This window comes from Thiobacillus sp. SCUT-2, from assembly GCF_035621355.1.
Lineage (GTDB): Bacteria > Pseudomonadota > Gammaproteobacteria > Burkholderiales > Thiobacillaceae > Thiobacillus > Thiobacillus sedimenti.
In genome coordinates this window covers 1,671,914-1,690,529 of the sequence record NZ_CP141769.1, presented here as the reverse complement: position 1 = coordinate 1,690,529, position 18,616 = coordinate 1,671,914, and the positions used below count along the sequence as shown (strand labels likewise).

At 66.4% G+C, this 18,616-nt stretch carries 19 protein-coding genes and 2 tRNA genes; 16 read left to right on the top strand and 5 right to left on the bottom strand.

Going from position 1 to position 18,616, the window contains the following annotated elements; genetic code table 11:
- Window positions 1-54: 54 nt before the first annotated feature.
- On the top strand, window positions 55-2,022 hold the full coding sequence (locus tag VA613_RS08290) for an ATP-dependent DNA helicase (RefSeq protein WP_324778630.1): 1,968 nt from the start codon (window positions 55-57) through the stop codon (window positions 2,020-2,022).
- A 269-nt stretch (window positions 2,023-2,291) separates the two neighbouring features.
- Here the strand turns inward: VA613_RS08290 and VA613_RS08285 are convergent, their stop codons facing one another.
- Genes VA613_RS08285 through trxB form a run of 3 tightly spaced genes read right to left on the bottom strand, consistent with a single transcriptional unit; the run spans window position 2,292 to window position 4,395 of the window.
- Window positions 2,292-2,747, bottom strand: a complete 456-nt coding sequence (locus VA613_RS08285; protein ID WP_324778629.1) for a peroxiredoxin — start codon at window positions 2,745-2,747, stop codon at window positions 2,292-2,294.
- A 20-nt stretch (window positions 2,748-2,767) separates the two neighbouring features.
- Window positions 2,768-3,427: a Smr/MutS family protein gene (locus tag VA613_RS08280; RefSeq protein ID WP_324778628.1), complete on the bottom strand. Its 660-nt coding sequence runs from the start codon at window positions 3,425-3,427 to the stop codon at window positions 2,768-2,770.
- Window positions 3,428-3,435: 8 nt separating this feature from the next.
- Complete coding sequence (gene trxB, locus VA613_RS08275) at window positions 3,436-4,395, bottom strand: thioredoxin-disulfide reductase (RefSeq protein ID WP_324778627.1); 960 nt, start codon at window positions 4,393-4,395, stop codon at window positions 3,436-3,438.
- 189 nt (window positions 4,396-4,584) lie between these two features.
- Here trxB and VA613_RS08270 point away from each other — a divergent pair, with 189 nt between their 5' ends.
- From VA613_RS08270 to VA613_RS08200, 15 genes are all read left to right on the top strand, one after another.
- Window positions 4,585-6,858: a DNA translocase FtsK gene (locus tag VA613_RS08270; RefSeq protein WP_324778626.1), complete on the top strand. Its 2,274-nt coding sequence runs from the start codon at window positions 4,585-4,587 to the stop codon at window positions 6,856-6,858.
- Complete coding sequence (ispD, locus tag VA613_RS08265) at window positions 6,855-7,547, top strand: 2-C-methyl-D-erythritol 4-phosphate cytidylyltransferase (RefSeq protein WP_324778625.1); 693 nt, start codon at window positions 6,855-6,857, stop codon at window positions 7,545-7,547. The genes VA613_RS08270 and ispD overlap by 4 nt, the downstream gene beginning before the upstream one ends.
- A complete protein-coding gene (gene ispF, locus VA613_RS08260) occupies window positions 7,540-8,022 on the top strand; it encodes a 2-C-methyl-D-erythritol 2,4-cyclodiphosphate synthase (protein WP_324778624.1) in 483 nt (160 codons plus the stop codon). The genes ispD and ispF overlap by 8 nt, the downstream gene beginning before the upstream one ends.
- On the top strand, window positions 8,015-8,572 hold the full coding sequence (gene thpR / locus VA613_RS08255; RefSeq protein ID WP_324778623.1) for an RNA 2',3'-cyclic phosphodiesterase: 558 nt from the start codon (window positions 8,015-8,017) through the stop codon (window positions 8,570-8,572). The genes ispF and thpR overlap by 8 nt, the downstream gene beginning before the upstream one ends.
- 85 nt (window positions 8,573-8,657) lie before the next feature.
- Window positions 8,658-8,734: transfer RNA gene (locus tag VA613_RS08250), tRNA-Val, on the top strand.
- 179 nt (window positions 8,735-8,913) lie between these two features.
- Entirely contained in the window at window positions 8,914-10,827 is a 1,914-nt protein-coding gene (thrS, locus tag VA613_RS08245) for a threonine--tRNA ligase (protein ID WP_324778622.1), read from the top strand.
- A 52-nt stretch (window positions 10,828-10,879) separates the two neighbouring features.
- Entirely contained in the window at window positions 10,880-11,455 is a 576-nt protein-coding gene (gene infC / locus VA613_RS08240; RefSeq protein WP_456129301.1) for a translation initiation factor IF-3, read from the top strand.
- Window positions 11,456-11,580: 125 nt separating this feature from the next.
- Entirely contained in the window at window positions 11,581-11,778 is a 198-nt protein-coding gene (gene rpmI, locus VA613_RS08235) for a 50S ribosomal protein L35 (protein ID WP_011311521.1), read from the top strand.
- Window positions 11,779-11,790: 12 nt separating this feature from the next.
- Complete coding sequence (gene rplT, locus VA613_RS08230) at window positions 11,791-12,150, top strand: 50S ribosomal protein L20 (RefSeq protein ID WP_324778621.1); 360 nt, start codon at window positions 11,791-11,793, stop codon at window positions 12,148-12,150.
- Window positions 12,151-12,309: 159 nt separating this feature from the next.
- A complete protein-coding gene (pheS, locus tag VA613_RS08225; RefSeq protein ID WP_324778620.1) occupies window positions 12,310-13,329 on the top strand; it encodes a phenylalanine--tRNA ligase subunit alpha in 1,020 nt (339 codons plus the stop codon).
- A gap of 16 nt (window positions 13,330-13,345) precedes the next feature.
- Window positions 13,346-15,691, top strand: coding sequence for a phenylalanine--tRNA ligase subunit beta (gene pheT, locus VA613_RS08220; protein ID WP_324778619.1), 2,346 nt, complete (start codon window positions 13,346-13,348; stop codon window positions 15,689-15,691).
- 65 nt (window positions 15,692-15,756) lie between these two features.
- Window positions 15,757-16,068: an integration host factor subunit alpha gene (locus VA613_RS08215; protein ID WP_324778618.1), complete on the top strand. Its 312-nt coding sequence runs from the start codon at window positions 15,757-15,759 to the stop codon at window positions 16,066-16,068.
- The gene (locus VA613_RS08210; RefSeq protein ID WP_324778617.1) at window positions 16,046-16,423 is read left to right on the top strand and encodes a MerR family transcriptional regulator; all 378 of its coding nucleotides are present in this window, start codon (window positions 16,046-16,048) and stop codon (window positions 16,421-16,423) included. The genes VA613_RS08215 and VA613_RS08210 overlap by 23 nt, the downstream gene beginning before the upstream one ends.
- Window positions 16,424-16,504: 81 nt before the next feature.
- Window positions 16,505-16,581: transfer RNA gene (locus tag VA613_RS08205), tRNA-Pro, on the top strand.
- Window positions 16,582-16,714: 133 nt separating this feature from the next.
- Window positions 16,715-17,299 carry a superoxide dismutase gene (locus VA613_RS08200; protein ID WP_324778616.1) on the top strand — a complete coding sequence of 195 codons (585 nt, stop codon included), beginning with the start codon at window positions 16,715-16,717 and terminating at the stop codon, window positions 17,297-17,299.
- A 104-nt stretch (window positions 17,300-17,403) separates the two neighbouring features.
- On the opposite strand, the gene VA613_RS08195 is transcribed toward VA613_RS08200, so the two are convergent.
- Both VA613_RS08195 and VA613_RS08190 read right to left on the bottom strand, forming a co-directional pair.
- Window positions 17,404-17,952 carry a hypothetical protein gene (locus VA613_RS08195; protein ID WP_324778615.1) on the bottom strand — a complete coding sequence of 183 codons (549 nt, stop codon included), beginning with the start codon at window positions 17,950-17,952 and terminating at the stop codon, window positions 17,404-17,406.
- 101 nt (window positions 17,953-18,053) lie between these two features.
- Complete coding sequence (locus VA613_RS08190) at window positions 18,054-18,458, bottom strand: hypothetical protein (RefSeq protein WP_324781265.1); 405 nt, start codon at window positions 18,456-18,458, stop codon at window positions 18,054-18,056.
- Between the last annotated feature and the right edge of the window lie 158 nt (window positions 18,459-18,616).

The following is an 18,616-nucleotide window of genomic DNA, read 5'->3' as shown; positions in this document are numbered from 1 at the left end:
CGACGGCGCCGCGCCAGCCCGGATGTTACACTGCCGCCCGGATGCAGCCTGGACATGGTCGACCTGAAACACCTCTTCTCGCCTGAGGGGCCGTGCGCCGCGGCCTTGCCGGGCTGGCGCGCGCGGCCGCAGCAGCTGGCCATGGCCGAGGCGGTCGAACGGGCGGTCGCGGACAGGCAGGTGCTGCTCGCCGAGGCGGGCACCGGCACCGGCAAGACCCTGGCCTACCTGATTCCGGCGCTGCTCTCGGGCGGCAAGGTCGTCATCTCGACCGGAACCAAGGCGCTGCAGGACCAGCTCTTCCACCGCGACCTGCCGGCGGCGCGCCGCGCCCTGAAGTCGCCGGTCAAGGTCGCGCTGCTGAAGGGGCGCGCCAATTACGTCTGTCACCATCACCTGCAGCGCAACCTCGCCGACGGCCGCTTCACCCAGCGCGACGACGCGGCCTGGCTGCAGAAGATCGCGCGCTTCGCCGAGACCAGCTCGAGCGGCGATCGTGCCGAAGCCGAGGGGATTCCCGAGGACGCCAACGCCTGGCATTACGCGGTATCGAGCCGCGACACCTGTCTCGGCAGCGAGTGCAGCCACTTCAAGGACTGCTTCGTGATGCAGGCGCGCAAGAACGCGCTCGACGCCGAGGTCGTCGTGGTCAACCATCACCTGTTCTTCGCCGACCTGTGGCTGAAGGACGAAGGGGTCGCCGAGTTGCTGCCCGCGTGCAACACCGTGGTCCTCGACGAGGCGCACCAGCTTGCCGAGACTGCGGCGCAGTTTTTCGGCGAGACGGTGTCGGTCGGACAGTTGCTCGATCTGGCCGGTGACAGCAAGCGCGTCGCGGCGGTGAAGGCGGGCGACTTCCCGGCCTTGCGCCGCGCCGCCGAGGACCTGGCCAGAGCCGCGCGCGACCTGCGCCTGGTGTTCCCGCAGAATCCGCTCAAGGCGACCGCGGCGGACCTGGCGCGCTACGAAAAATGGCCGGATGCCCTGAAGCACATGCGCGCGGCGCTCGACGACCTGGCGAAGCTGCTGGAGACGCAGGCCGAGCGCGACGCCGACCTGAAGAACTGCTTCGAGCGCGCCCAGAACGTGCAGGCGACACTGGCCAGCTGGCAGCGCGACGACGAACCCGACCATCCGCGCGTGCGCTGGCTCGAAACGACGCCAAGCTCGCTGCTGCTGCACGCCACGCCGCTGTCGGTCGGCGCGATGTTCGGCGCCAAGCTCACCGAGCGCGCGCAGGCGTGGGTCCTGACCTCGGCCACGCTTGCGGTAGGCGGCGACTTCACCCACCTGAAGACGCGGCTCGGCATCGAGGAGGCCGCCACGCTCTGCGTCGACAGCCCCTTCGACTACCCGCGCCAGGGCGTGCTCTACGTGCCGCAGGGGCTGCCCGCGCCCAACACGCCCGAATTCACCGAGGCGGTCGTGAATGCCGCGCTGCCGGTGCTGGAAATCAGCCGGGGCCGCGCCTTCATCCTCTTCACCAGCCTGCGTGCGCTCGACAAGGCCCGCGACCTGCTCGAAGCCGCGTTCAAGTTCCGCGGCTGGGACTACCCGCTTCTGGTGCAGGGCGAGGCGCCGAAGAACGAGCTGCTCGCCCGCTTCCAGCAGGCCGGCAACGCCGTGCTGCTCGGCAGCCAGAGCTTCTGGGAAGGCGTCGACGTGCCCGGCGATGCGCTGTCGGTGGTCATCATCGACAAGCTGCCGTTCCAGCCGCCGGATGACCCCGTCGTCGCCGCGCGCATCGCGCATCTGGAGAAGAGCGGCGGCAAGCCCTTCATGGACTACCAGCTGCCGCATGCCGCGATCACGCTCAAACAGGGCGCCGGGCGGCTGATCCGCACCGAGACCGACCGCGGCGTCTTGATGATCTGCGACACCCGGCTGGCGGACAAGCCGTATGGGCGCTTGTTGCTGAATGCGCTGCCGGCGATGACGCGGACGAGGAAGCTGGAGGTGGTGGAGCGGTTCTTTGCGGCGGAGCGGAAGGGGCGGGTGGCTGCGCCCGCTGGGGGGAAATAGGGCGCACGGCGGTTTGCTTGAGCACCGTTCGCGCTGAGCTTGTCGAAGCGCCGTTGGCATAGTCGGATTCTTCTCAGAACCACTGACCGTTGGCCGGGGGCAGCCCGGCCAACGGTCAGCAGTCCCGCGAAATCCTTCACTACTGTTGACAGCGCTTCGACAAGCTCAGCGCGAACGGTGCGGGGGCAGGCGCTTCGACAGGCTCAGCGCGAACGGTGCGGGGGCAGGCCCTTCGACAGGCTCAGGGCGAACGGTGGTTAAGCCAACGCTCAAAGCGTCTGCACGAACGCCAGCACCTCGGCCGCATGTCCCGGCGCCTTCAGGCCGCGCCAGCTTTTCACCAGCTTCCCGTCCTTGTCGAACACGAAGGTGCTGCGCTCGATGCCGCGCACCTGCTTGCCGTACATGTTCTTCAGCTTCATCACCTTGAACAGTTCGCAAGCCGTCTCGTCGGTGTCGGCGAGCAGTTCGAAGGGAAAGCCGTGGGCAGCCTTGAAGCCTTCGTGTGACTTCAGGCTGTCGCGCGAGACGCCGACGACGATCGTGTTCGCCTTGCCGAAGTCGGGGTAAAGGTCGCGGAATTCCTGGCCTTCGAGCGTGCAGCCGGAGGTGTTGTCCTTGGGATAGAAATACACGACGACGTTCTTGCCGCGCTGGGCGGAAAGCTTGAAGGTGGTGTTGCCGGTCGACGGCAGTTCGAAATCGGTGATGACGGGTTCGCTCATGGCGGGCCTTTCTTTTCTTGTTAACGGGTTGAGGATTTCAGCAGCACGATGACGGCACCGCTGCCGCCGTCGACGGCGCGCGCCTGGCAGAAGGCGAGCACGTCCTCGCGCTGCATCAGCCAGTGGCGCACCTTGTTTTTCAGCACCGGAAGGCGGTTCTTCGAGCCGAGTCCCTTGCCGTGGATGATGCGCACGCAGCGGCGGTCCTCGATCATGCAGCGGTTGAGAAAGGTCGCCAGCGCGATGCGCGCCTCTTCCCCCGTGTGGCCGTGCAGGTCGAGTTCGCCGCGGATGACCCAGCCGCCGCGCCGGAGCTTGCGGACGGCTGCAGTGGGCACGCCGGGACGGGCGAAGAAGAGCTCCTCGCCGGTGGAGACGGCGGCCTCCCAGTCCCACGGGTCGGCGAGCACGTCGACCAGCACCTGCCGCTCGTCGGCGCGCCGCTGCCGCGCGACGGGTTGGGGGCGCGGGCGTGCAAGCTCGGCGCGGCCGGACGGCGGCAGGGGAATCGCGTCGGCGACGGCGCGGCGGAACAGCAGCGGACCGTCGACAGGCGGGTGCGGTTTGTGTGGCGGCGCGTGCGATGCGGCGGGCTGCGCGGCCGCCTCGCGCAGCGTGCGGCGCACGCGCGCCAGCGCCTCGAACGAGGCAGGCGCGAGCGCGCTGCGGCTGCGCTTCATGGCTCAGATCACTTGGTCTTGCCCAGCGCGTCGAGGTAGCGCTCGGCGTCGAGCGCGGCCATGCACCCCGTGCCGGCGCTGGTGACGGCCTGCTTGTAGATGTGATCCTGCACGTCGCCGGCGGCGAACACGCCCTCGATGCTGGTCGCGGTGGCGTTGCCGGCGCGGCCCGAGCGGGTGACGATGTAGCCGCCTTCGAGCTCGAGCTGGCCCTCGAAGATGCCGGTGTTGGGCTTGTGGCCGATGGCGATGAAGATGCCGGTGAGCGCGATGTCGCGGGTCGTGCCGTCCTTGGTGCTCTTGATGCGCATGCCGGTCACGCCGGTCTTGTCGCCCAGCACTTCGTCCAGCGTGCTGTCGAGCGCGAGCGTGATCTTGCCTTCCTTCACCTTCTCCATCAGGTGGTCGACCATGATCTTCTCGGCCTTGAAGCTGTCGCGGCGGTGCACCAGGGTGACGTGCTTCGCGATGTTGGCCAGATACAGCGCTTCCTCGACCGCGGTATTGCCGCCGCCGATGACCGCCACGTCCTGGCCCTTGTAGAAGAAGCCGTCGCAGGTGGCGCAGCCCGACACGCCCTTGCCCATGAAGGCCTGTTCGGAGGGCAGGCCGAGGTACATGGCCGAGGCGCCGGTGGCGATGATGAGCGCATCGCAGGTATAGGTGCCGGAATCGCCGATCAGCGTGAAGGGCCTCTCGGTCAGCTTGGCGGTGTGGATCTGGTCGAAGATGATCTCGGTGTTGAAGCGCTCGGCGTGGCGCTGCAGGCGATCCATCAGCTCGGGACCCTGCACGCCGTCGACGTCGCCAGGCCAGTTGTCGACATCGGTGGTGGTCATCAGCTGGCCACCCTGCTGCATGCCGGTGATCACGACGGGCGAGAGATTGGCGCGCGCGGCGTAGACCGCGGCGGAATATCCGGCGGGGCCGGAACCGAGGATGATCAGTTTGTGATGTGCGGTGCTCATGGCTCTGTAGTCGGCTGAGGGGAAAGGGCCACTATTCTAACCAATCCTGGCGGCCGCATTTCCATGCTGCCGGCCCGGTATTCATCCCGAACCGACGGGCAAACCCCCGCCCGACGCGGTTCGCTGCCCTGTCTCGCCTCCCCGTGGATTATCCGGGATAATCGGACCACTTTTGCTCCCCGGATTTCCATGGCGCGACCCGCTTCCCGTTCCTCGACGCCCTTGTCGCCCCGCATGCAGCGCCTGCTGGGTGAAGCCCGTGCCTTGCTGGTCGGCTGTGCCGCGCTGTTTCTGACCGCCATCCTGCTGACCCACAACGCGGCGGACCCGGGCTTCAGCACGACGGGCGACGGCGGGGCACTGCACAATTTCGGCGGGCGGTTCGGCGCCTGGCTCTCCGACCTGCTGCTGCTGCTGTTCGGCATGTCGGCATGGTGGTGGGTGGTGCTCGCCGCCGCCTACGTCGTCCACACCTTCCGGCATCTCGAGGAAGCGCCGCTGGCGAGCGGCCGCCAGCGCTGGGTCCGGCTGGGCGGCTTCGCGCTGCTGCTGGTGGGGAGCGGCGGCATCGAATGGCTGCGCACCTGGCACTGGGCCGTGACGCTGCCGGACGCGCACGGCGGCGCGCTTGGCGCCGCGGTCGGCGCGGCGGCGGGGACGCTGCTCGGCTTCACCGGCGGGTCGCTGGTGCTGCTGCTGATGATGGCGGTCGGCTTCAGCCTGTTCACCGGCACGTCGTGGCTGACCATGGCCGAGCGTACCGGTGCCGCCGTGGAATGGTCCTGGTGGAAGGCGATCGACACCTGGCAGGCGCGCCGCGACCGCAAGCTGGGCGAGATGGCCGTTCAGAAGCGCGAGGCGAAGCTCACGGTGGAAAAGAAGAAGCGCGTCGAGGCGCCGCCGATCCGTATCGAGCCGGTGGTGAAGGCCGTGCCGCAATCCGAGCGCGCCGTCACCGAAAAGCAGGCACCGCTGTTCTCCGATCTGCCGGATTCGCCGCTGCCGCCGCTGCACCTGCTCGATCCCGCCGACGAGGCGGTGGAGACGGCGAGCCCGGAGGCACTGGAGTTCACCTCGCTGATGATCGAGCGCAAGCTCGCCGAGTTCGGCGTGGAAGTGAAGGTGGTGTCGGCGTCGCCCGGCCCGGTGATCACCCGTTACGAGATCGAGCCCGCGACCGGGGTCAAGGGCAGCCAGATCGTCAACCTGGCGAAGGATCTCGCGCGCACGCTGTCGGTGATCAGCATCCGCGTGGTCGAGGCGATCCCCGGCAAGCACACGATGGGGCTGGAGATTCCGAACCCCAAGCGGCAGATCGTGCGGCTGTCCGAGATCCTCGGATCCAAGGCCTACCACGACAGCGCGAGCCCGCTCACCGTCACGCTCGGCAAGGACATCGCCGGCAACCCGATGGTTGCCGATCTCGGCAAGATGCCGCATCTGCTGGTCGCCGGCACCACCGGCTCGGGCAAGTCGGTCGGCGTCAACGCGATGATCCTGTCGCTGGTGTACAAGTCCGACCCGTCGACCGTGCGCATGATCATGGTCGACCCCAAGATGCTCGAGCTTTCCATCTACGAAGGCATTCCGCACCTGCTGGCGCCGGTCGTCACCGACATGAAGCAGGCGGCGAGCGCGCTCAACTGGTGCGTCGCCGAGATGGAGCGCCGCTACAAGCTGATGTCGGCGGTCGGCGTGCGCAATCTCGCAGGCTACAACCAGAAGGTGCGCGACGCGAAGAAGGCCGGCACGCCGCTGACCCATCCGTTCAGCCTGACCCCGGACAATCCCGAGCCGCTCGAGACGCTGCCGACGATCGTGGTGGTGATCGACGAGCTGGCCGACCTGATGATGGTCGTCGGCAAGAAGGTCGAGGAGCTGATCGCGCGGCTCGCCCAGAAGGCCCGCGCGGCCGGCATCCACCTGATCCTCGCCACGCAGCGGCCGTCGGTCGACGTCATCACCGGCCTCATCAAGGCGAACATTCCGACGCGCATCGCGTTCCAGGTGTCGTCCAAGATCGACTCGCGCACGATCCTCGACCAGATGGGCGCCGAGGCGCTCCTCGGACAGGGCGACATGCTCTACCTGCCGCCCGGCACCGGCCTGCCGCAGCGCGTGCACGGTGCCTTCGTGTCGGACAACGAGGTGCATCGCGTCGTCGACTACCTGAAGTCGCTGGGCGAGCCCGACTATGTCGAAGGCGTGCTCGAGTCGCCGGAGGAGGACGGCGAGGGCGGGGAATTCGGCGAGCCCGGCGCGGAAGCCGACCCGCTCTATGACCAGGCGGTGGCCTACGTGCTGAAGTCGCGCCGCGCCTCGATTTCGTCGGTGCAGCGCCAGCTGCGCATCGGCTACAACCGCGCCGCGCGCATGATCGAGGACATGGAGCGGGCGGGCCTCGTCTCGGCGATGCAGTCGAACGGCAACCGCGACGTCCTCGCGCCCAGCGGCGAGTCATGAGCCGCTTCCACGCCCTCGTCCCGGCCGCCGGCAGCGGATCGCGCATGGGCAGCGCCCGCCCCAAGCAATATCTCGAGCTGAACGGCCGACCCGTGATCGCGCATGCACTGGCCGCGCTCGCGCGCGACAGCCGCGTCGACCGCCTGGTCGTCGTGCTGTCGCCGGGCGATGAATGGTGGGAGACCTGCGACTGGTCGTCGTGGGGAGAACGGCTGCAGGTGCTGCGCTGCGGCGGAGCGACCCGCGCGGAGACCGTGCTGAACGGACTGGAGGCGATCGCCGGCTGGTGCGGCGCCGACGATTGGGTGCTGGTGCACGACGCGGCACGGCCCTGCCTGCCGGCCGGGGCGCTCGGCCGCCTCATCGACAGCGCGGCACACGATCCGGTCGGCGGCCTGCTGGCGGTGCCGGTCGCCGACACGCTCAAGCGTGCCGACAGCGAATCGCGGGTGGCGGCGACGGTGCCGCGCGCCGGCCTGTGGCAGGCGCAGACTCCGCAGATGTTCCGCCACGCGCAGCTGCGCGACGCGCTGCGGCAGGCCGGCGCCGACATGACCGACGAGGCGTCCGCGATCGAGCAGCTCGGCCTGCGCCCGCGCCTGGTCGAATGCGACAGCCGCAACCTCAAAGTGACCTATCCCCAGGACCTGCGCCTGGCGAGCCTCATCCTGGAGCACCTGAATGGCTGACATCCGAGTCGGGCACGGCTTCGACGTGCACGCGTTCGCCGCGAACCGCAAGCTCATCGTCGGGGGCGTCGAGATTCCCTACGAGCGGGGGCTGGCCGGTCATTCGGATGCCGACGTGCTGCTGCATGCCATCTGCGACGCGCTGCTCGGCGCCGCCGGGCTGGGCGACATCGGTCGCCATTTCCCCGACACCGACATGGCGTTCGCGGGCATCGACAGCCGCATCCTGCTGCGGCGCGTGGCCGAACAGCTGCGCGAACGGGGCTGGCAGGCCGCCAACGTCGACGCCACGATCATCGCGCAGGCACCCAGGATGGCGCCGCACATCGCCCGCATGACCGCGCACATCGCCGACGATCTCGGCATTGCGTTCGACCGCGTCAACGTCAAGGCGACCACCACCGAGAAACTCGGCTTTACCGGGCGCGGGGAAGGCATCGCGGCCGAGGCCGTGTGCCTGATCGAGCGTGGCTGAGCCCGAACCGGGCGCGCCGCCACCCGAACGCCGCGAGACGCTGCGGCTTTTCTTCGCCCTGTGGCCGGACGAGGTCACGCGCGACGCGCTCAACCGTGCGGGGAAATGGCTGCACCAGCACTGGGGTGGCCGGCGCACGCGGGCCGACACGCTGCACATCACGCTCGCTTTTCTCGGCAGCACGCCGACCGGCCAGCTGGACGCGCTCCTCGCCTGCGGCGACGCCGTCGCCGCCGGGCGCTTCGAGCTGGTCCTCGACCAGGCCGGCTACTGGCGGCACAACCGCATCGGCTGGCTGGGCGCCAGCCAGACCCCGACGCAGCATGTCGAACTGGTCGAGGCGCTGAACGCCGCGCTGCGGGCGAGCGATTTTTCCGTCGACCCGCGCCCGCACGTTCCGCACGTGACCTTGCTGCGCAATTCACGCGGTGGCGACGTGCCGAACTGCGAGCCGGTGCGCTGGTCCGTCGCGGACTTCGTGCTGGTGCGCTCCGTCACCGACCCCGAAGGTGCGCATTACGAGGTGCTCCGGCGCTGGCCGCTGGCCTGATCGCGGGCGGCGAACGCGTCAGTCCGGCGAAACGCAAATAACAGTTGCCGGGGGCGGCCGTCCTGTATAGAATGCGCACCTCTTTAGGCGCGTAGCTCAGCTGGTTAGAGCACCACCTTGACATGGTGGGGGTCGTTGGTTCGAGTCCAATCGCGCCTACCAATATTCATTGGGTCGGGATGACCTCTGGGGGTTGCGAAATGTCACCGCGAACTAGCAAGGCTGTCAAAGGATAAAACCCGGCGCACAGCTGTTCGCAGACATCTGCAATCTTCCAACCTGTAGTACCCGAAAAGCGCGGCCGGTCCGCGCTTTTTTCGTTTCCGGAGACTGAAAAGAATATGGTCAACGTCACGCTTCCCGATGGTTCGGTCCGCCCATTCGAGGGCCCCGTCACGGTCGCGCAGGTCGCGGCGAGCATCGGTGCCGGTCTTGCCAAGGCCGCGCTCGCCGGCAAGGTCGACGGCAAGCTGGTCGACACCAGCCACCTGATCGACCGCGACGTGCAGCTCGCCATCGTTACCGCCAAGGATGCCGAGGCGCTCGACCTGATCCGCCATGACGCGGCCCACGTGATGGCGCAGGCGGTGCAGGAACTCTATCCGGGCACCCAGGTGACGATCGGCCCGGCGATCGAGGACGGCTTCTACTACGACTTCGCGCGCGCTACGCCCTTCACCCCGGAAGACCTGGAGAAGATCGAGAAGCGCATGGACGAGATCGTCAAGCGCGACCTGCCGATCCAGCGCGAGGTGTGGGAGCGCGAGGAGGCGATGAGGGTGTTTGCCGAACTCGGCGAAACCTACAAGGTGCAGATCATCGACGAGGTGATTCCCAAGGGCGAGGAGCTCTCGATCTACCGCCAGGGCGAGTGGTTCGACGTCTGCCGTGGCCCGCATCTTCCCTCCACCGGCAAGCTGCCGCGCGCGTTCAAGCTGATGAAGCTGGCCGGCGCCTACTGGCGCGGCGATTCGAAGAACGCGATGCTGCAGCGCATCTATGGCACCGCGTGGGCGAAGAAGGAGGACCTCGAGGCCTACCTGCACCGGCTGGAAGAGGCCGAGAAGCGCGACCACCGCCGGTTGGCGAAGCAGCTCGACCTCCTGCACATGCAGGACGAGGCGCCGGGCATGGTTTTCTGGCATCCCAAGGGCTGGATCGTGTGGCAGCAGATCGAGCAGTACATGCGGCAGAAGTTCGTCGAATACGGCTACCAGGAAGTGCGCACCCCGGCGGTGATGGACCGCACGCTTTGGGAGAAGTCGGGCCACTGGGACAACTACCGCGACAACATGTTCACGACGGCGTCGGAGAACCGCGACTACGCGGTGAAACCGATGAACTGCCCGGGCCACGTGCAGATCTTCAACAGCGGCCTGCATTCCTACCGCGAGCTGCCGCTGCGCCTGGCCGAATTCGGCTCCTGCCATCGCAACGAGCCCTCGGGCGCGCTGCACGGCATCATGCGCGTGCGCGGCTTCACGCAGGACGACGCCCACATCTTCTGCATGGAAGAGCAGGTCGAGCAGGAGGTGGCGGATTTCATCGTGATGCTGCAGAAGGTCTACGCCGACTTCGGCTTCCACGACGTGCTGGTCAAGCTCTCCACCCGGCCGGAGAAGCGCGTCGGCTCGGACGAGAGCTGGGACCGCGCCGAGGCCGCGCTCGCCGCCGCGCTCGAGAAGAACAATCTGCCCTTCGACCTGCAGCCGGGCGAAGGCGCATTCTATGGCCCCAAGATCGAGTTCACGCTCAAGGACACGCTCGGCCGCCTGTGGCAGTGCGGCACGATCCAGCTCGACTTCAACCTGCCGGTGCGCCTCGGCGCCGAGTTCGTCGCCGAGGACAACAGCCGCAAGATCCCGGTCATGCTGCACCGCGCCATCCTCGGCTCGATGGAGCGCTTCATCGGCATCCTGATCGAGCACCACGCCGGTAACTTCCCGCTGTGGCTGGCGCCGGTGCAGGTCATGGTGATGAACATCAGCGAGCGCCAGGAGGCCTATGCGCAGCAGGTGACCCAGGCACTGCGCGCAGCCGGCATCCGCGCGGCATCGGACTTGAGCAATAACAAAATTACCTATAAAATTCGAGAACATAGCTTGCAGAAGCTGCCTTATCTGGTCGTCGTCGGCGACAAGGAAATGGAAGCCGGTGCGGCCGCAGTGCGCGCCCGCGGCAACCAGGACCTGGGGCAGCTCGGTTTGGAAGACTTCATTGCGCGCGTGAAAGCGGAAACGCTGGCGCGCCAGTAAGCGCGGTCAAACAAGGCGCCGGGATGAATCCCGCGCCTTCTTTGTTTGTTGTTTGACCTTTTTGCCCGGGCGCCCCGCGCCGGGTTTTGGATTTGGAGAACGGCTCATCGCGACAGAAAAGAAGCAGACACGCATCAACGGCGAAATTACGGCGCCCGAAGTGCGTTTGGTCGGTACCGAAGGCGAGCAGCTCGGCATCGTGAAACTCTACGATGCGCTGCGCCAGGCGGAAGACGCAGACCTGGACCTGGTGGAAATTGCACCGACGGCACAGCCGCCCGTGTGCAAGATCATGGACTACGGCAAGTTCAAGTACCAGGAAAGCAAGAAGCAGCACGAGGCCAAGCTCAAGCAGAAGCAGGTCCAGATCAAGGAAGTGAAGTTCCGTCCGGGAACGGACGAGGGCGACTACCAGATCAAGCTGCGCAACCTGATCCGCTTCCTCGAGGACGGCGACAAGACCAAGGTGACCCTGCGTTTTCGCGGCCGCGAAATGGCCCACCAGGAAATCGGCATGGAACAGCTGAAGCGCGTGTCGGCCGACCTCGCCGAACTCGCGGTGGTCGAGCAGTTTCCCAAGATGGAAGGCCGCCAGCTCGTGATGATGCTGGCGCCGAAGAAGAAGTAAGGTTTGCGAGACAGGCGTGTCTCCGGCCCCCGGGCCAAACAACGCCACCATACGTGCAGTCGGGTAGTTGAAGCATTCCGCGTCGCGGGGTCACCTGGCCGCATGAGATAAACGAAGGAAGCATCATGCCTAAGATGAAGAGCAAGAGCGGCGCCGCCAAGCGGTTCCGCGCGCTGGGCGGCGGCGGTTTCAAGCGCTCGCACGCGTTCATGCGCCACATTCTCACCAAGAAGAGCACCAAGCGTAAGCGCCAGTTGCGCGGCATGGAAACCGTCAATGCCAGCAACCACAAAGCGGTTGCGCGCATGTTGCCCTACGCATAAAGGAGAGAAAGCATGCCACGCGTCAAACGGGGCGTAACCGCCCGCGCCAGCCACAAGAAGATCCTCGACGCCGCCAAGGGCTATCGCGGCCGCCGCAAGAACGTCTTCCGCATCGCCAACGAGGCGGTGATGAAGGCGGGCCAGTATGCCTACCGCGACCGCCGTCAGCGCAAGCGCCAGTTCCGTGCCCTGTGGATCGCCCGTATCAACGCGGCGGCCCGCTCGCACGGCCTGACCTACAGCGTGTTCATGAACGGGCTGAACCGTGCCGAGATCGCGCTGGACCGCAAGGTGCTGTCCGACATCGCGATCTTCGACAAGGATGCCTTCGCCAAGATCGTCGATCAGGTCAAGGCCAAGCTCGCTGCATAAGCGGCACCGGAGCAACAAGAAAAGGCCGCAAGGCCTTTTTTTGTTGGTGGAATTTGAAAACCAGTTTGTCCGCGAAGGACGCGAAGAAACGCGAAGCTCAATCGGTTCATCTTCGTGTCCATCGTGTCCTCCGCGGATAAATTCGATCGCTATCCAACTATGCGCAATCCGAACGAAATCGTCGCCGAAGCCCTTGCCGCCATCCCGGGCTGCGCCGACCTGCCGGCCCTGGAGCAGGTCAAGGCGGTCTACCTGGGCAAAAGCGGCCAGCTCACCGAACTGCTGAAAAGCCTCGGCGCGATGCCGGCCGAGGAGCGCAAGACCGCCGGCGCCCGCATCAACGAGGCCAAGCAGGCCGTCGAGGCGGCGCTGAAGGATCGCCGCGAGGCCTTGCAGCAGGCGGAGCTCGACCGCCAGCTGGCGGCCGAGACGCTCGACGTGACGCTGCCTGGCCGCGGGCTCGCGCGCGGCGGCCTGCATCCGGTGTCGAAGACGCTCGCGCGCATCCAGGCACTGTTCCATTCGATCGGCTTCGAGGTCGCGACCGGCCCCGAGATCGAAACCGACTTCTACAACTTCACCGCGCTCAACATCCCGGAAGACCATCCGGCGCGCGCGATGCACGACACCTTCTACCTGCAGGGCGGCGAGCTGCTGCGCACCCACACCTCGCCGGTGCAGGTGCGCTACATGCAGACCCACCAGCCGCCGATGCGCATCGTCGCGCCGGGCCGGGTGTACCGCTGCGACTCCGACGTGACGCATACGCCGATGTTCCACCAGGTCGAGGGCCTGTGGGTCGACGAGAACGTGTCGTTCGCCGACCTCAAGGGCGTGCTGGCCGATTTCATGCGCAACTTCTTCGAGCGCGACGACCTGCCGGTGCGCTTCCGCCCCTCGTTCTTCCCGTTCACCGAACCGTCCGCCGAGATGGACATCGGCTGCGTGATGTGCGGCGGCGAGGGCTGCCGGGTGTGCTCGCATACCGGCTGGCTGGAAGTGCTCGGTTGCGGCATGGTGCATCCCAACGTGTTCCGCCACGTGAACATCGACACCGAGCGCTTCGTCGGCTTCGCCTTCGGCCTCGGCGTCGAGCGACTGGCGATGCTGCGCTACGGCGTGGATGACCTCCGGCTGTTCTTCGAGAACGACCTGCGTTTCCTCAAGCAATTCAATTAATCAGGGCGCCTAGATCATGCAATTCTCCGAAGCCTGGCTGCGCAGCCTGGTCAACCCTGCGCTCGATACCGCCCAGCTCGCCCACGCCGTGACCATGGCGGGGCTCGAGGTCGAGGCGCTGGCCCCGGCCGCGCCGCCGTTCAACAACGTCGTGGTGGCCGAGATCCTCTCGGCCGAGAAGCATCCCGACGCCGACCGCCTGCGTGTCTGCCAGGTCGACGTCGGCGAGGCCGCGCCGGTCACCATCGTGTGCGGTGCACCCAATGCCGCGGCCGGCCTCAAGGTGCCGTGCGCCCGCCCGGGGGCGAAGCTGCCCGGCATCGAGATCAAGGTCGCCAAGGTGCGCGGCGTCGAGTCCTTCGGCATGCTGTGCTCGACCAAGGAGCTGGGCCTGGAAGGCGCCGCCGACGGCTTGATGGTGCTGCCGGACGACGCACCCGTGGGCGAGGATTTCCGCAGCTGGCTCAGCCTCGACGACACCCTGATCACGTTGAAGCTCACGCCCAACCGCGCCGACTGCCTGTCGCTCGCCGGCCTCGCGCGCGAGATCGGTGCGATCACCGGCGCGCCGGTGCATCTGCCGCAGATCGCCGAGGTCGCGCCGACGATCGGCGACACGGTCGCCGTGCAGGTCGCGGCTCCCGACGCCTGTCCGCGCTATCTCGCCCGCGTGGTGCGCGGCATCGACGCGCAGGCGCAGACGCCGCGCTGGATGGCCGAACGCCTGGAGCGCAGCGGCATCCGCCCCTTGCTCGCGCCGGTCGACATCACCAATTACGTGCTGCTCGAACTCGGCCAGCCGATGCATGCCTTCGCATTGTCGCGCCTCGACGGCGGCATCGAGGTGCGCCTGGCGCGCGCCGGCGAGACGCTCGAATTGCTGAACGGCCAGACCGCCGAGCTCGCGCCCGACATGCTGGTGATCGCCGACGCCACCGGCCCGGTCGCGCTCGCCGGCATCATGGGCGGGCAGCCGACCAGCGTCGAGAAATTCACCGTCGACCTCATGCTGGAGGCCGCGTTCTTCGCGCCGGCGGCGATCGCCGGCCGTGCCCGCCGGCTCGGCCTGTCGACCGATTCCTCGCACCGCTTCGAGCGCGGCGTCGACTTCGGCGCCACCCGCCAGGCGATGGAGCGCGCGACGCAGTTGCTCGTCGACATCTGCGGCGGCCAGCCCGGACCCGTCACCGAAGCCGTGGCCGACCTGCCGAAGCGCGAGCCGATCACCCTGCGCCTGGCGCGCCTCACGCGCGTCGCCGGCGTCGAGCTCGACGCCGGCCAGGTGGCGGCGGGCCTGGCGGCGCTGGGCGCGGCAGTCGAGCGCCGCGACGACAATCTGATCGTCACCCCGCCGAGCTTCCGCTTTGACCTCGCGATCGAGGAGGACCTGATCGAGGAGGCGGTGCGCCTGTTCGGCTACGACAACATCCCCGCGCAGCCGCCGGCGGCGCCGTCGCGCATGCTGCCGCAGGACGAGAAGGTGGTCGCGGAGGATGCGCTGCGGCAGACGCTGGTCGATCTCGACTATCAGGAAGTCGTCACCTACAGCTTCGTCGACCCGGCGTGGGAGACCGCGCTCGACCCCGCGGCATGCCCGCTGCCGCTCGCCAACCCGATCGCCAGCCAGCTCTCCGCGATGCGCACCACGCTGTGGGGCGGGTTGATCGAGACGCTGCGCCACAACCTGAATCGCCAGCAGGATCGCGTGCGCGTCTTCGAGCTGGGCCGCGTCTACGCATCGCTCGACGCGCAGCCGCTGAAGCTCGGCGGCCTGGCCTACGGCGACGCCGCGCCGGAGCAGTGGGGCACGAAGGCGCGCCGCGTCGATTTCTTCGACGTGAAGGGCGATCTCGAACGCCTGTTCGGCCGTGCGCTCGACGTGCGTCGCGGCGCTCATCCCGCGCTGCATCCGGGCCAATGCGCCGAGGTGTGCGCGGGCGGCCGCGCCGTCGGCTGGGTCGGCACGCTGCACCCGCGTCTGGTGCAGGCATTCGACCTGCCGGCGGCGCCGGTGCTGTTCGAGCTCGACAGCGAGGCCGTCACCCGCCGTGCGCTGCCGCGCCATGGCGGGCTGTCGCGCTTCCCGCAAGTGCGGCGCGACCTCGCGTTCGTGCTGGATGCGCACACGCCGGCGGGCGAGCTGGTCGACGTCCTGCGCGAGGCCGCGGCAAGCTGGGTGCGCACCATCGACGTGTTCGACGAATACCGCGGAAAGGGCGTGCCGGAAAACCAAAAAAGCCTTGCAATCCGGGTAGTTATGCAAGATACTGAACGCACATTGACGGATCAGGAAGTGGAAGATGCAGTGCAGAAACTGGTCGATGCCGCGCTTCGTCAGTGCAATGCCAGTCTGCGTGCCTGAGCAATAACCCTATATAGGGCGCGTGCATGACGCAGTTCCCATAAGCCATTCCTGCCAATACGACCATGAGCACCCTGACCAAAGCTGATCTGGCCGAACTGCTGTTCGAAAAAGTAGGTTTGAACAAGCGCGAGGCGAAGGACGTCGTCGAGTCGTTCTTCGACGAAATCCGCTTGGCGCTCGAAAAGGGCGACATCGTCAAGCTGTCCGGCTTCGGCAACTTCCAGTGCCGCGAAAAGCCCCAACGCCCGGGCCGAAATCCCAAGACCGGCGAGGAAATGCCGATCTCCGCGCGCCGCGTGGTCACGTTCCACGCGAGCCAGAAGCTCAAGTCCCAGGTTGAAGGCGCCCAAGTTGGAACGCCCAGCGCGGAGTGAACTGCCGCCGATTCCGGCCAAGCGCTACTTCACCATCGGTGAGGTCTCCGAGCTCTGCGCGGTCAAGCCGCACGTGCTGCGCTACTGGGAGCAGGAATTCACCCAGCTGCGCCCGGTCAAGCGGCGCGGCAACCGCCGCTACTACCAGCACCATGAAGTCCTGCTGATCCGCCGCATCCGCGAATTGCTGTACGAGGAGGGCTTCACGATCAGCGGCGCGCGCCAGCGCCTCGAGCACGACGCCGAATCGGCACCCGCTTCCGAGGAGGCTGCCCCGGCAGCCACCCCTGCGAGCGCGCTCGACGTCGGCAAGCTGCGCGCGGAAATCGCCGCGATCCTGAAAATACTCGGTTAGCGCGCAGACGAAAAATAGCGCGAACAGGCACCGAAGGGCTTCCGCCGGGCGTGGCTCCTCTGTTAGAATCTTGGGCTTCGTCGGGGCGTAGCGCAGCCTGGTAGCGCACCTGCATGGGGTGCAGGGGGTCGGAAGTTCGAATCTTCTCGCCCCGACCAACAAATCAAAGAATCAGGGTCGGTTATGCCGGCCCTTTTTCTTTGCAGCGACAGAAACCCTGTTGCCGTTGCGACATCTGCAATATCCGGTACAGGCACTATATTTATCGTTTGTTCATATCAGGAGAGAGTTATGGAACACACCTTGCCCGCACTGCCCTTCGCCATGGATGCGCTCCAGCCGCACATGTCCAAGGAGACCTTCGAATACCACTACGCCAAGCACCACCAGGCCTACGTGACCAACCTCAACAACCTGATCAAGGGCACCGCCTTCGAGAACAAATCGCTCGAGGACATCGTCAAGAGCGCGCCGGCCGGCGGCGTCTACAACAACGCCGCGCAGGTGTGGAACCACACCTTCTTCTGGAACTGCCTGACCCCCAACGGCGGCGGTGCGCCCTCCGGCGCCCTGGCCGACGCCATCAACAAGAAGTGGGGCTCGCTCGACGAATTCAAGAAGGCCTTCCAGACCAGCGCCGTGGGCAACTTCGGGTCCGGCTGGACCTGGCTCGTGAAGAAGGCCGACGGCTCCGTCGACATCGTCAACATGGGCGCCGCCGGCACCCCGCTGACCACCGGCGACAAGGCCCTGCTGTGCGTCGACGTGTGGGAGCACGCCTACTACATCGACTACCGCAACCTGCGCCCCAAGTTCGTCGAGACCTTCCTCAACAACCTGGTGAACTGGAAGTTTGCGGAAGCGAATTTCGCCTGAGGTGCTTTGAGGAAGCCCTGCGCTTCCGAGGCGAAATGAAAACCGGGGCTGTGTGCCCCGGTTTTGTTTTGTTGGTAGCGCGGAAGCGTCTGCCTCTTTCAGCATTAAGCATTACGCGGCGCCATCGATTGAAGGGCAACTTTCCGATGCTGCGAGTTCTGACTAGAAATCGCCGCATGTTTCCGATCGAGTTCATCACGGATCGTCTGGATTAGTTGCAGGTTTCCACTTAAACGAACTAGCACGCGGTCAATATCTTCAGCAGGTGATGCCGCGAGTTGCGTTGCGCCATTTGCGAAAAGCCCCGCGTCTGCAACAAAAGACTCTGCTTTCTCTTGAAGCTCTCGAGTGTTTTTTTGAAGTTCTCGCAGGCCAGAGTGTTCCCTTGAACCCGAGAATATTTCCGCAGATTGATATTCGCTGATTAATTCAGCAGCTCGCGACTTAACTCCAAGTACTGCTCCCAATATCGAAGCAGCAACAGCCGAAACCTCTCTAAGAATTGCGCGGCGGTTTGCATCGTCTGCCGAACGCGCAGCATCACGAGCAGCGTCAGCTGAGCGGAAAGCCGCTACTGCGGCAAAAGCTCCGCCGATTGCGCTCACTACTGCAGCAATAGCACTAGCAATCTCGTGTAAGGAAGGTGAGGCCATAGCGGAACGTGGTGTGATATTTGAGTTATGCCGCTCACGTCGATTTTTGTATTACATCATGAAAAAGCTGGCGTGCCTCTGTTTGAAATCGGCGCAGCCTTTCATTTCGTGCCCGAGTCCAGGTCCGCCAGCCGCAACATCTCGCGATAGCCGCCTGCCACCAGTGCCCGCGCTTCATCCAGCAGTATTGCACTCTCGACATCCGACGCTGCATTGCCATCGAGCAGCCGCAGCATCGCAATCCAGCGCGCGCGCTGGTTTGCCACGGTCTTTGGCGCTGCCAGGCCCTGCCGCCGCAGCTCGGCGGCGCGGCTGACGAGGCGGAATTTTGCGGCTTCGAGCTGCGGCGGCAGGGGCAGGGAGAGGTCGAACGTGAGGTCGACGCGGTAGGCGGCTTCGACCTCGCCGTCGACCTGCGGTGGCGGGCGCCACGACAGTTCGTCCGGGGAAGGGGCGACGTGATCCGGGTCGAGCGGGAACTTGTAGAAGCCCCATTTCGCGCCCATCCAGCACTCGAGCAACACGCGGTCGTCGTCGACGGTGCACAGCGCGCCCGCGGGCGCGGCGAGTTCGGCGTCGCCGGGCAGCGGGCCGTAGGCGCGTGGGTCGAGCTTCCATTTGGAAAAATCGCGATTCGGCGGCGCGCCGTAGTCGGCTTCGAGCG